This window comes from Aeromonas sp. FDAARGOS 1410 (genome assembly GCF_019048745.1).
In the GTDB taxonomy this organism is placed as follows: Bacteria; Pseudomonadota; Gammaproteobacteria; order Enterobacterales; family Aeromonadaceae; genus Aeromonas; species Aeromonas jandaei.
Window position 1 is genome coordinate 4,472,345 of the sequence record NZ_CP077401.1, and the last position, 12,656, is coordinate 4,485,000.

9 protein-coding genes, 1 tRNA gene and 2 rRNA genes (1 of these 12 cut by a window edge) are annotated in these 12,656 nt (G+C 59.0%); 5 read left to right on the top strand and 7 right to left on the bottom strand.

Annotated features, from left to right (window positions below; translation table 11 throughout):
- Nucleotides 1–5: 5 nt before the first annotated feature.
- Nucleotides 6–476 carry an Lrp/AsnC family transcriptional regulator gene (locus tag I6L40_RS20815; RefSeq protein ID WP_033115549.1) on the bottom strand — a complete coding sequence of 157 codons (471 nt, stop codon included), beginning with the start codon at nucleotides 474–476 and terminating at the stop codon, nucleotides 6–8.
- A gap of 143 nt (nucleotides 477–619) precedes the next feature.
- Between I6L40_RS20815 and I6L40_RS20820 the strand changes: the two genes are divergently transcribed.
- Nucleotides 620–1,165: a tyrosine-protein phosphatase gene (locus I6L40_RS20820; protein ID WP_071912458.1), complete on the top strand. Its 546-nt coding sequence runs from the start codon at nucleotides 620–622 to the stop codon at nucleotides 1,163–1,165.
- Here the strand turns inward: I6L40_RS20820 and metA are convergent.
- Nucleotides 1,140–2,087 carry a homoserine O-succinyltransferase gene (gene metA, locus I6L40_RS20825; protein ID WP_042032834.1) on the bottom strand — a complete coding sequence of 316 codons (948 nt, stop codon included), beginning with the start codon at nucleotides 2,085–2,087 and terminating at the stop codon, nucleotides 1,140–1,142. The genes I6L40_RS20820 and metA overlap by 26 nt on opposite strands.
- A gap of 144 nt (nucleotides 2,088–2,231) precedes the next feature.
- Between metA and I6L40_RS20830 the strand changes: the two genes are divergently transcribed.
- From I6L40_RS20830 to yidA, 4 genes are all read left to right on the top strand, one after another.
- Entirely contained in the window at nucleotides 2,232–3,476 is a 1,245-nt protein-coding gene (locus I6L40_RS20830; protein WP_071912456.1) for an HD-GYP domain-containing protein, read from the top strand.
- 54 nt (nucleotides 3,477–3,530) lie between these two features.
- Nucleotides 3,531–4,694, top strand: coding sequence for a molybdopterin-binding protein (locus I6L40_RS20835; RefSeq protein ID WP_071912453.1), 1,164 nt, complete (start codon nucleotides 3,531–3,533; stop codon nucleotides 4,692–4,694).
- A 257-nt stretch (nucleotides 4,695–4,951) separates the two neighbouring features.
- A complete protein-coding gene (locus I6L40_RS20840) occupies nucleotides 4,952–6,619 on the top strand; it encodes a FapA family protein (RefSeq protein ID WP_083593462.1) in 1,668 nt (555 codons plus the stop codon).
- A gap of 114 nt (nucleotides 6,620–6,733) precedes the next feature.
- The gene (gene yidA, locus I6L40_RS20845; protein ID WP_071912449.1) at nucleotides 6,734–7,543 is read left to right on the top strand and encodes a sugar-phosphatase; all 810 of its coding nucleotides are present in this window, start codon (nucleotides 6,734–6,736) and stop codon (nucleotides 7,541–7,543) included.
- 81 nt (nucleotides 7,544–7,624) lie between these two features.
- On the opposite strand, the gene I6L40_RS20850 is transcribed toward yidA, so the two are convergent.
- From I6L40_RS20850 to I6L40_RS20870, 5 genes are all read right to left on the bottom strand, one after another.
- A complete protein-coding gene (locus tag I6L40_RS20850) occupies nucleotides 7,625–10,708 on the bottom strand; it encodes a transglycosylase domain-containing protein (protein ID WP_071912448.1) in 3,084 nt (1,027 codons plus the stop codon).
- 209 nt (nucleotides 10,709–10,917) lie between these two features.
- The gene (gene tmaR / locus I6L40_RS20855; protein ID WP_033115541.1) at nucleotides 10,918–11,235 is read right to left on the bottom strand and encodes a PTS system regulator TmaR; all 318 of its coding nucleotides are present in this window, start codon (nucleotides 11,233–11,235) and stop codon (nucleotides 10,918–10,920) included.
- A gap of 310 nt (nucleotides 11,236–11,545) precedes the next feature.
- Nucleotides 11,546–11,622: transfer RNA gene (locus I6L40_RS20860), tRNA-Asp, on the bottom strand.
- 29 nt (nucleotides 11,623–11,651) lie between these two features.
- Nucleotides 11,652–11,766, bottom strand: a 5S ribosomal RNA gene (gene rrf / locus I6L40_RS20865).
- Nucleotides 11,767–11,847: 81 nt separating this feature from the next.
- Nucleotides 11,848–12,656, bottom strand: a 23S ribosomal RNA gene (locus I6L40_RS20870) (it continues 2,081 nt past the right edge of the window).

The following is a 12,656-nucleotide window of genomic DNA, read 5'->3' on the forward strand; positions in this document are numbered from 1 at the left end:
TGGCGTTATGGCTGGGGGAAACAGGGCAGCGAGCGGCTGAACCTGTGCTCGAATACCAGCGAGGTCTCGAGATGCACCACCTCTTCGCGGGAGGTGAAGTGATCGAAGACAAAGTTGCGCAGGTGTTCGGTATCGGCCACGCAGAGGTGCACTAGGAAATCATCCTTGCCACCCATGTGGAACAGGCTGATCACCTCGGGCAGCACCAGAATGGCATCGCGAAAATCATCGATGATCTGGCGGCTATGGCGGGCCAGTTGCAGGGAGACCATGGCCTGAATATGACCACCGAGGGCCTGATAATCGACCTCGCAGTGCGCCCCCTTGAGCACCCCGTCCTGTTGCAGCTTGCGTACCCGTTCCAGACAGGTGGAGGGAGCAACCCCCACCAGCGCGGCCAGATCCTTGTTGGTCATGCCTGCATCCCGAAACAGATGGGCCAGGATATCCAAATCCAGTTGATCCAGATTTCTCATCTTCACTCCTCTAACCGCTCAATTTTTTAGACTCTGCCCGTAAACCGGGCCAAACACAACGGCCATTGACATCCCCCCCGCCCTGCCTATGCTTGGCGCCATTCGCCGGGCTCGGTAAACCGGCCGCCACACGAGGATCCGCCATGCACCCGTTTCATCCCTTCTGGAGCCTGGAGCTTCCCCGCGTCGATGGTCAGCTGCTGCTGACCCCCTGTCCGGGCACCCAGCAGGTGCCGCTGACTCTCGCCCTCGACCAGCTGCGACTGGCCGGTGCCCACGCCGTCATCACCCTGATGACTGACGCCGAACTGACCCGCTTCGACCTCGCCCATCTTGGCGTGCAGGTCGAACGGGAGGGAATGCGCTGGTTCCACCTTCCCATCGAAGATGATCAAGCCCCCGACTCCCGTTTCGAGCAGAGCTGGCTGCAACTTCTGCCCCGGCTGACCGAGCTGCTGCGCGATGGCAAGCATCTGGTCATCCACTGCAAGGGGGGAAGCGGTCGCACCGGACTGCTGGCCGCCCTTCTGCTGATCTCCCTTGGCCGGCCCCTTGACGAGGCGATGGCCACCGTCAAGGCGCACAGACCCAAGGCATTCACTCTGGATACCCACCGCCACTGGCTGCAGCAGCAGGCCGATCGACTGGAGAACAACGCCTTAACTACTTGCCGCTCTGGTCGTAGGTAAAGACCTTGCCGATATCCTCCACCCGGTAGCTGGTGAGCTGATAGACGTAGTAGTTGAGCCAGTTGGAGAACAGCAGATGGCCGTGGCTGCGCCAGCTGGCGCGCGGGGTCTGGCTCGGGTCGTTGTTCGGGTAGTAGTTGACCGGGATGATGGGGTCGAGCCCCGCGGCCAGATCCCGGCGATATTCACCATCCAGGGTCAACGCATCGTACTCGGGATGGCCGGTCACGAAGACCTGACGACAATCTTTGGTCGCTGCCAGATAGACGCCCGCCTCTGCTGATTCCGCGAAAATCTGCAGATCGGTGTGAGCGCGGATCAGGTCGCCGTCGAACGCCGCATAGCGGGAGTGAGGCGCGACAAACTCGTCATCAAAGCCGCGCAGCAGCGGCTCGTGCTCGTCGAGACGGTGGTGGTGATAGACGCCGGAGAGCTTCTCGCCCCGGGTCTGCTTCTCCATGCCATAAAGGGCTTTCAGCGCCGCCTGCACTGCCCAGCAGAGGAACAGGGTAGAGGTCACATGCTGATGTGACCACTCGATGATCTCGACGATGCGCGGCCAGTAAACCACCTCCTCGAACTCCACCAGCCCGAGCGGCGCCCCGGTGATGATCATGCCGTCGTAGTTGTTGCCACGCACCTGTTCGAAGTCGTGATAGAAGTTCTCCAGATGCGCCTGCGGCGTGTTCTTCGACTCCCGATCGTCGATGCGCAGCAGATCCACATCCACCTGTAGCGGCGAGTTGGAGAGCATCCGCATCAACTGGATCTCGGTCTCAATCTTCTTGGGCATCAAATTGAGGATCAACACCCGCAGCGGGCGGATGTTCTGGGTGACGGCCCGTGATTCCGTCATCACGAAGATGTTCTCCTGCCCCAGCACTTCGGCGGCGGGTAACTGGTCCGGGATCTTGATCGGCATGCTTACTCCCTGTACTGCATCGGTAAATATGTCTGGACATCCAGAAGCCTATAATAAAGCGTTCACCCTGTCATCAGATACCTTTTGTATTCACCCTCGCCTTTGACTAGCATACGGCTCAGTATCTCCCCTGCATCCAAGATAATGACCGGTATCAAGATTTCCGTAGATCGACTGCAAGTCGGCAACTATGTATCCCTGCCACTGGGGTGGCGCGAACACCCGTTCCTGTTTTCCAGCTTCAAAATCAAGAATGAAGAAGAGATCGAACTGATCCGTCGCCTGGGCCTCAAACTGGTGACCATCATTCCCGACAAGAGCGATGTACCGCCCAAGCCTCTCGAGCAGGCTCATGCCGTCACCCAGCCATCGGAAAACGCCGATGCAGCCCTGCGGCAAGCCCAGATGCAGCAGGAGAAGGATCGCCGCATCGAGCAGTTGCAACTCTATCGCCGCAATCTGCAGCAGTGCGAAAAGCAGTTCCAGCAGTCGCTGGCGCAGGTGCGCAGCGTGATGAGCAAGATCCAGTCTCGCCCCCTCAATGCCATCGGCGAGGCGCAGGAGCTGGTCAACGCCATGACCGAGCAGTTGCTCTCGGTAGACGAGATGGTGCTCCATCTGGTCTCTGATGGCGAGGATGGCAACAACCTCTACTTCCACTCCCTCAATGTGAGCGTGCTCAGCATGCTGCTCGCCAAGGAGTGCTGCATGACGGCCGACGAGATCCGCCAGGTTGGCATGGGGGCCCTGTTCCACGACATCGGTAAATTGAAGATCCCGAGCCAGATCCTGCGCAAGACCGAGCCGCTGACCAAGCCGGAGCAGAACCTGATGGCCCAGCACCCGCGCTACGGGCTGGATCTGCTCAATCTGGCCAAGGATTTCCCGGCCGAAGCGAAGGGCATTGTGCTGCACCACCACGAATATCTGGATGGCAGCGGGCCGGAAGGGCTCAAGAAGGGGCAGCTCGATCCGCTCACCCAGATGGTCTCCCTCATCAACGAGTACGATAACCTCTGCCACATGCAGGCCAAGGTGCCCTACTCGGCCCTGAGCGGCCTCTACAAGCAGCGCAAGGCCCAGTTCAATCCGGAGTACCTCAGCATGCTGATCCGGCTGATGGGGATCTACCCGCCCGGCAGCGTGGTGCAGCTCTCCAACGGCCAGGTCGGGCTGGTGATGTCGGTCAACGCCTCCCGCCTGCTCTACCCCTCGGTGCTGGTCTACGATCCGCGTATCCCGCGTCAGGAGGCGGCCATCATCGACCTGCAGCAGGCCGAGCTCTCCATCGCCAAAGTGATCCATCCCAAGCGGTTGCCACCTGCGGTGTTCGAGTACCTCAACCCGCGTACCCGGATCAGTTACTACTTCGAGCACAACAAGCCCTGATCCCCGCAGGCCAGTAGCCCTATCTTTTCCCCGTTTCAGCACAAGGAGCCCGCCATGCGTATCGAGATCATCAGCACCGGAGACGAGATAGTGACGGGACTGGTGGTGGATACCAATGCGGCCTGGCTCAGCGCCCTGCTGCTGGAACAGGGGTGGCAGGTGCGCCGCCGCCTGACGGTGGGGGACAACCTCGCCGACCTGAAAAACGTGCTGCAGGAGAGCGCCAGCCGCGCCGAGGTGGTGCTGGTGTGTGGCGGGCTCGGCCCCACTGCCGACGATCTCACCGCCCAGGCAGCGGCCGAGGCCTTCGGCCAGCCGCTCACCCTGTTTCCGGACTGGCTCGCCACCATTGAAGCGCGTTACGCCAGCCGCGGCCGAACCATGCCCACCAGCAATGCCAAGCAGGCCTGGCTGCCGCAGGATTGCGAGATCCTCGACAACCCGGTCGGTACCGCTTGCGGCTTTATGGTCAATCACCCGGCCAGCCACGGCCTGAGCCGGCTCTTCTTCACCCCGGGCGTCCCCTTCGAATTCAAACAGATGGTGCGCGAGCAGATCATGCCGCGCCTCAAGGTGCTGGCCGGTGCCCGGACCGACACCGAGCTGCGCCGCTTCTACACGTTTGGCGTCTCGGAATCAGCCCTCAGCGATATGCTGGATGCGGCCCCCTGGCCCAGCGGGATCGAACTCGGTTACCGATCCGCTATGCCGCTTATCGAGCTGAAGCTCATTGGCCACGGTGCCAGCACGGCAGACATGGATGCAGCCGAAGCGCGACTGCTCGCCACCATCGAGCCCTGGCTGGTCGGCAGAGGGGATCTCGAACCGGAGCAGCAGATCCTCACTCTGCTGGGAGAGAAACCACTCACTCTGTATGAATGTGAGAGCCGGGGGGCCTTGCTGGCCATGTGCCATGAACACGCTGCGCTGGAGGCCAGCTTTAGCAGCGCCTTGAGCTGCGAACTTGCCCAGCTGACGGGCACTCCCCATGGCATGAGTCTGACCATAGGCCGGGCGGGACCGAACGGCGTGCCCCTGCTGCTCTGCGCCGATGAAATCTCGTTCGGCCAGACCCTCAAGGTCAGCCACCCGGATCCCGAGAGCCGCCGCAAGATCCTCGCCTTCGCCGCCCTCGACATGCTGCGCCGCCATCTGCTGGGATTGCCGGTAGTGGCCGATTACCTCACCCTGACCAGAACGGCCCAGCTCGGCGACTGACCTACGCTGAAAACCAATCCTGAATCGTCTGCGCCGCACAGGCTCGTTTTCATGATCCGGCATTGGGCCGGGTCATCTCCAATCAGCACTGTCATTTCTTACGATCCGGTCACCCATTTGCACTCAATCCATTGACCTTCCAGCAGAAATATCCAAATACTGCACACTCTTCGGCTCAGTGATTCGCTTTATCCATCATTGAGAGATTTAATGACAGTAGAGGGGCTCTTCCCTCTCCCACCCAGCAAGGAGAGCCGGTGTTAAGCAAAGAGTGGCTGCTGCTATCAAGTGACATGGATCAGGTCTGCCTGCGCATCGCGCCGGGACTCACCAAACCTGTCACCGAACAGGATGTGCAGACCCTGCTGCTCGCTTCCAACTGCCGCCGCTACCAACCCCTGACGGAGGGGATCAAACAGTCGATCTCCCTGCTCAACATGCTGCAAGGCAACCCTGCCGCCTCTGTTCCAACGACTCCCATCCCCATCGCCAAGCGGCACGATGCCAAGGTGATGATTGTGGTCGAGAAAGACCGGATGAGTGCCAGCGCCCAGATCACCGCCGACTGGGGTGGCAAGTACCTGACCCTCGAACAGTTGCAAGAGGCGATCTCCATCAGCGAGGTGAAGCAGGGGGTCAGCGAGGCTCTGCTTGCTACCGCCATCCTCTCCGCCAAGGAAGCGGCCCCCGGCAGCATGCTGAAACTGGTCATCGCCCGCGGCCAAGCCGCAGTCAACGGTCAGGACACCCGCTACGAGCGGCTGGTGGAGACCCCTGCCGAACGTATTCTCAAACCTCAGGAGCTGGATCATGGCCGGGTCGATCTGAGGGATCTCGGCTCCATCGTCACCGTCAAGGCAGGTGCCCAGCTGATGCGCCGTCACCCGGCCACTCAGGGCGTCCCCGGCTTCACCGTGACCGGTCAGGAGCTCCCCGCCAAGCATGGCAAGGACAGTCCCATGAGCGCCGGAGAGGGCACCTTCTTCTCGCCCGATGACCCGGACGTGCTGATTGCAAGCCGTGCCGGTCTCCCCTGTCAGGAGAAGGCGGGAATGAAAGTGGATGAGGTGCTGAGCGTGAAGAGGGTGGATGCCCGCCACGGTCACATCACCTTTGAGGGAGGACTCATCGTCAATGATGATGTCAATCCGGGCATGAAGATCTCGGTGAGCGGTGACATCGTCGTCGGCGGCTTTATCGAGGGAGGCTGGATTGAAGCGGGAGGCACCATCACGGTGCGTCACGGCATCATAGGTCGGCGCAATGAACAGGGCGAGTACCTCTGCCAGCTCAACGCGCAGGGGGAGATCCACGCCAACTACGCCCAATATGCCCAGCTGGAGGCCGGCGGTGATATCCAGATCCAGACCCAGCTCAGCCACTGCTATAGCCGCAGCGGTCAGGATATCAAGGTGGGTGACAGCGGGATGCGCAAAGGCAACCTGCTGGGAGGGCTCGCCATCGCCAACCGGCTCATCATCTCTCCTGTACTCGGTGCATCGGCCGGCAACCATACCAAGCTGCAGATCCTTGGCGGCTACTTTACTCACAAGGAGCAGGAGCATCAGCTCAAACAACAGCAACAGCTCTGTCAGGAGCAGCTCGACAAGATCAAGGAGCTGGTGATGCGGCTGGTGCAACTCCCCACTGAAAAACGCAATCCCGATACCCTGCGCAAGCTCAAACCAATCCGCGAGCGCCATCAGCAGGAGCTCCGCCAGCTGGAAGAGCAACTTGCGGCCAACCACGAAGAGCTGCAAAAGCTGATGGCAGAGATGGACATCATCGCCACCCAGCATCTCTTCCCCGGTATCGAGGTAGAGATGGCCCATCACCACAACCGGGTCGATATTGAACACGGCCCCATCCACTTCTGCATCCGGGAAGATCAGCTGCTGATGATCCCCTATGAGGCGCATAAATAGGTCAGGCTGACCCTATTCATATCAGTAGTGACCGTGATCCGGCCGCCGATTTTCGCTACACTCGCCACTTCCCAGGCCCCATTGGGCGGGCCGCCCAGACTCAGGTAGTGAATGATGTACAAGCTGATCGCATTGGATATGGATGGCACCCTGCTCAACCCGCAAGGCCAGATTACTCCCCGCACCCACGCCGCCATCACGGCTGCTCGTGCCAAAGGTGTCACCGTGGTACTGGCCTCTGGCCGGCCGCTGGAGGGGATGAGCCGTTATCTGGTCGAGCTCGGCCTCACCGGGGAGCATGACTATGTCATCTGCTACAACGGCGCTCTGGTACAGCAGGTTGCCGATCAGCGCATCATCCGCAGCCAGCTGCTGACCGGCAGCGATGCCAGCGCCGTCGCCAAACTGGCCGACGAGCTTGAGGTGAACGTACACGGTTTTTCTGTCACCAAGGGGCTTATCAGCCCGCGCGTCAGCCGTTACACCGAGCATGAATCCCGTCTTATCGGCATGCCCATCAATCTGATCGACTTCGCCACCCTGCCGGCCGACGAGCAGATCATGAAGGTGATGATGATCGACGAACCGCCCCAGCTCGCCCGCGCTATCGAGAGTCTGCCTGCAGAGCTCTATGAGCGCTACACAGTGGTGCAGAGTGCCCCCTTCTTCCTCGAATTCATGAACAAGCAGAGCAACAAGGGGACCGGGGTTGCCGCATTGGCCGAGCATCTCGGACTAACCGCAGAGCAGGTGATCTGCGTGGGCGATGCCGGCAATGACCACCATATGATCGAATACGCAGGACTGGGTGTCGCCATGGGTAACGCAACCGATGAGATCAAGGCGCTGGCGCAGCACACAACCGCTCGCAACGATGAAGATGGCGTGGCTCAGGTGATTGAACAGTTCATTCTGAACGCCTGACGAGTCAGCGAGAGCTCTGTATTCAATAATAAAAAAACGGGGAGGCTTCACAGCCTCCCCGTTTTTATCTCTGTCTGCCACTCACTGAGTGGCCAGACACTGGGTATGTGAACCCGGTAGCAGATAGGGGATCAGCAGCGGCGCCATCCCCTTGAGCACCTGCACCGGCAACGCGGAGGTGAACCGGAACTTGTCCGATTGGCTGCCCGGCACATAAGCCGTCAGCGTGCCGAAGTGATCATCCCCCAGATAGAAGACGAAAGTAGCGGTACGGTTGCGAGCCTGCGAGCTGGTCACATTGCCATAGCGCCCGACCGTCTCGATCCGGTTGTCACCGGTCCCCGTCTTGCCGCCCATTGCCAGCACAGTGCCATCCGGCATGGTAAAGGCGCCGGCAATTCGCTTCGCCGTCCCCCCTTCGACAACCTTGGAGAGTGCATTGCGCAGCGCTGTTGCCACCTCGGCCGGCAAGACGCGTGTCCCTTCGGTATGAGTCGGATCGAACTCGGTCTCGAAAGGCGTGCCTCTGGCAAACGAGAGATGCTCGATGCGCAGCGTCGGTACCCGGATACCGCCATTCTGGATAATCCCCATCAACTCGGCCAAGGCTGCCGGACGATCGCCCGAGCTGCCCAACGCAGTCGCCAGCGACGGCACCAGATGGTCGAATGGATAGCCCAGCCGCGCCCAGCGCTGATGGATATCGAGGAAGGCCTCAACCTCCAGCATGGTGCGGATACGACTGTCACGGGCACTGCGGTGACGGGTCTTGAACAACCAGCTGTAAACCTCCTGGCGCTCGTCACGGCTTGCCGCGACAGCATCGGCAAAGGTCGCCTTGTCGAACTCCTTGAGGTAGGAGAGCAGCCACAGCTCCAGCGGGTGCACCCGCGCGATATAGCCCTGATCCGGCAGTGAATACTTGCCGGGGCCGTAACTGACATAGAGCTGCTCGACCCGTTTTGCACTCAGCTTCTCATTCGGCAGACGCTTGGCAAGGAAGGCTGAGAAGGTCGCCAGGTCAGCATCTGGCATCAGATAGCGGTGAACCGCCGCCAGACGCACCGCACTCGGCTTCAACCCATCCAGGAAGGTATCGAGCTGCTCATCGGCACTCTTGCCGTGATACTTGCGCCAGAAGCGCAGCAGATAGGTCTGACCCTCCTTGTCGGCAAACTTGGCCAGATACTCCTGACGACGGGGATCCTTGTCATCCTTGAGCAGCTGGGCGCGGTTCCCCTCCTTGTAGAGGCTGTAACGCACAATGTCACGCAGCAGGCGGACAAACGGCAGGTTGATGGACTCGCGCAGCGCATCGCGAATCGCCGGTATGCGGCCGTTATCCTCTTTGCGGAAGTTGTTGAAGGTGTGCATACCGCCACCGGTAAAGAAGCCTTCGCTGGGGCTTGCGGAGTATTGGCGATCCAGCGCGGCTTCCAGCATCGGGGGCAGGCTCTTGTCCTTCGCCGTCATCAGATAGGAGATGGCCCAACGGCTGAGGTTATCCTGAGAGGCATCGGCCAGCTTGCGCAGGCTCGCTGCCGGCATGTCGGCATAGTTGTCATGCAGCTCGGCCACTATCTCCAGATAGGTGGTCAGCACCCGCAGCTTGGCAGTGGAGCCCAGCTCGAGCTTGGATCCTTCGTTGATGTCGAACGGCTGATCGGTGTTGTCGGTCTGCACCCGCACCTTGAACCCTTCCGGCGACTTCTCGAACAGGGTGAAGCTGTAACGCACATCACCGGTCTTCTCTGGCGAAAGCAGGCGCTCACCAAACAGGCCGACCTGTGCCGCAAAAGCGGGATCAGCCAGCTGTTGCAGATAGTGAGAAATCTCGTTTTGCAACGGCATATTGAGGCTGGTCTCGGCTGTCAGATCCATCCGGTCGAGATCGTAAAGCTGCACCCCGAGCTGCCGGCTCAGACGGGTACGTGCTACCTGTAACCCCTTGCTGTTATTGACCTTGGTCACCGCCGGAGATTGCAAAAAGTCGCGGAAAGTCACCTTGGCCTTGAGGGCGGCTTCCATCAGCGGAGGCGTGATCATCCCCTCCTGCACAAACAGACGCAGATAGCTGTCGGTCAGTGTTGCCAGCGCACTCCGCCCCTGAGCCAGATAGTAGGAGGGACGACGGTGGGCGATCATCAGAGAAACCACCTGACGCAGCGCAAGCCCCTGCTCCGCCAGTGAGGCATTCTGGTTGCGAGCCGGATCCAGCAGACGGTTTACATCCTCGACATTGGCGCCAAACCAGACCCAGAGGCCATCACCTAACCCGTGCACCTCGCCGTAGCCGGGAGCAGCCGAGAGGGGCACCGAGTTGAGATAGGCCCAAGCCACCAGTTTGCGCGCTTCCAGCGTCTCTGGCCCAAGTCGGTAGGCTCGCACACTGGCAGATGCCATCTGGCGGATCTTCTCGGTGGGGGACATGGTCAAGCCGTCCGGAGAGTGACGATACTTCTCCACCTGGGTCGCCAGCGTACTGCCGCCAGCAGATTGATCCTGCATATCCAGCGCTTTGCCTACCTGAGAAACAGCCGCTTTGGCAAAGCGTGGCCAATCCACAGCTGGGTTGGCCAACGGCTCCTCATTGCTCAGCAGGTCGCGGTTCTCGATAAAGAGCAGCGACTGGATGATGAGCGGCGGGATCGAGGCAAAATCCGGATAGTGATGGGTCGGATACCGGAACTGGTAAAAAGGTTCGGCACGGCAATCATAGAGCGACAGCCCGGCCTGTACCTTCTCGGTATAGGGGACAAAGAAGCCACGCTTGGCATAGTCGTAGAGCGCATCGGAGAAATGCACCTGCTTGCTCACCTGATAGCCGCGCTGCAGCAGCCGCTCCTGCATCATTGGCAGTTGTACGTAGCCAAGTCGCTTGTCGAACGGCCCATCTTCAGGGAAAGCGATTTGCTTGCTCTGGCCGGGCTCAACCTGATAGGTAAGCTTGGCGGCATAGCGCGAGATCTCCTGAGATTGCAGCTTCGAGGTTTTCATCTCGTAGCCAACCAGAGCGATCACAGCCCCAAGACACGCGAGGAAGAGGAAACAAAACAGCCAGCGCCACCAGGAACGACGCTTGCGCTTGGGGTTCCCGTCCGTGGTCTGGACAGATGAATCTTGAGATGCCACTTGTGTCAAATCCGTCTGTTCTGATGCGCCCATAAAAGCCCCACCATGGTTGCGCAATTTATTGTGTTTCAATCAAGCTTAGTCGTTTCAAGTCAATGGCTTGAAACTATTGACCGCTTTGCATTGATGGTAACAGGGCAACTCTGAAAAGGGGAGCCGATTGTTGCAGGAGTGGCAGAGATCAGAGCTGATAACAAAACACCGGCCAATGGCCGGTGTTGTTTAACATGGTAAGCGAAGCATTACTTGTGGGAGCTCATGCTCTTCAGTTTGGTGCTCAGCTCTTTGCGCTCTTTGGAGAGCTCGGCGTTCTTGATGATGTGGTCATCCACGCGCTCTTCATAGTCGGTACGCATGTTGGCGATGATGGCCTGCACTTCATCGATGCTCATACCCGGCTTGATATAGTCGCTCAGGTTATCGAGCAGCAGTACACGCTTCTGGTTGTCACGGATCTTCTTCTCGTTATCCGCAATTTCACGCTTGAGTTTGTTCTGGCGACGGGACATACGCACATATTCCAGTACATCGCTGAAGGTGGACTTGTTTACTTGTTCCATATCGATACCACTAGCTTAAGGTTGATAAAAACTGGCCAAGTTACACCTGGAACCCGGCGAACTCGGCGCGGGACAGGCAAACTCAAGATGCCCTTACTCTACCGAGTTATAAGCGAGATACAACCCTAATCGCGCACCACAAGCCAAAAGCAGACCAGTAAAAATAAACAAGCCGGGTGGATTTCCATACGAAAAAGCCCGGTCATCAGACCGGGCTTTGGTGTCTATTCTGGCGTGGACGCGGCTGTGGCCCACGGGCAAATCGCTCATAGCAAAAAGGCCTTCCCAATCGGGAAGGCCTTCTATTTAGTGGCGGAGCGGACGGGACTCGAACCCGCGACCCCCGGCGTGACAGGCCGGTATTCTAACCGACTGAACTACCGCTCCGCATTCGGCTAGCTTATTGCTAATTTGGTGCCTGGCAGTGTCCTACTCTCGCATGGCGAATGCCACACTACCATCGGCGCTACCGCGTTTCACTTCTGAGTTCGGCATGGGATCAGGTGGTTCCACGGCGCTATTGCCGCCAGGCAAAATCTTCAATCTGAGAAAGCTGACGTAAGTAATTCGTTCGTATTTGCTACAAGCCTTAGAACACTTCTTGGGTGTTGTATGGTTAAGCCTCACGGGTAATTAGTATGGGTTAGCTCAACACGTCGCCGCGCTTACACACCCCACCTATCAACGTTGTGGTCTCCAACGGCCCTTTAGGACCCTCAAGGGGTCAGGGATGACTCATCTCAGGGCTCGCTTCCCGCTTAGATGCTTTCAGCGGTTATCGATTCCGAACTTAGCTACCGGGCAGTGCCACTGGCGTGACAACCCGAACACCAGAGGTTCGTTCACTCCGGTCCTCTCGTACTAGGAGCAACTCCCTTCAATCATCCAACGCCCACGGCAGATAGGGACCGAACTGTCTCACGACGTTCTGAACCCAGCTCGCGTACCACTTTAAATGGCGAACAGCCATACCCTTGGGACCGACTTCAGCCCCAGGATGTGATGAGCCGACATCGAGGTGCCAAACACCGCCGTCGATATGAACTCTTGGGCGGTATCAGCCTGTTATCCCCGGAGTACCTTTTATCCGTTGAGCGATGGCCCTTCCATTCAGAACCACCGGATCACTATGACCTACTTTCGTACCTGCTCGACCTGTCCGTCTCGCAGTTAAGCTGGCTTATGCCATTGCACTAACCTCCTGATGTCCGACCAGGATTAGCCAACCTTCGTGCTCCTCCGTTACTCTTTGGGAGGAGACCGCCCCAGTCAAACTACCCACCAGGCACTGTCCGCGGCCCAGATTCATGGGCCTGCGTTAGAACATCAAACATACAAGGGTGGTATTTCAAGGACGGCTCCAGCGCAACTGGCGTCACGCCTTCAAAGCCTCCCACCTATCCTACACATGTAGGTTCAAT

Excerpts from the sequence above, each read along its gene's own strand:
- I6L40_RS20815 (WP_033115549.1), bottom strand. The coding sequence starts at position 476 with ATGAGAAATCTGGATCAACTGGATTTGGATATCCTGGCCCATCTGTTT.
- I6L40_RS20820 (WP_071912458.1), top strand. The coding sequence starts at position 620 with ATGCACCCGTTTCATCCCTTCTGGAGCCTGGAGCTTCCCCGCGTCGAT.
- metA (WP_042032834.1), bottom strand. The coding sequence starts at position 2,087 with ATGCCGATCAAGATCCCGGACCAGTTACCCGCCGCCGAAGTGCTGGGG.
- I6L40_RS20830 (WP_071912456.1), top strand. The coding sequence starts at position 2,232 with ATGACCGGTATCAAGATTTCCGTAGATCGACTGCAAGTCGGCAACTAT.
- I6L40_RS20835 (WP_071912453.1), top strand. The coding sequence starts at position 3,531 with ATGCGTATCGAGATCATCAGCACCGGAGACGAGATAGTGACGGGACTG.
- yidA (WP_071912449.1), top strand. The coding sequence starts at position 6,734 with ATGTACAAGCTGATCGCATTGGATATGGATGGCACCCTGCTCAACCCG.
- I6L40_RS20850 (WP_071912448.1), bottom strand. The coding sequence starts at position 10,708 with ATGGGCGCATCAGAACAGACGGATTTGACACAAGTGGCATCTCAAGAT.
- tmaR (WP_033115541.1), bottom strand. The coding sequence starts at position 11,235 with ATGGAACAAGTAAACAAGTCCACCTTCAGCGATGTACTGGAATATGTG.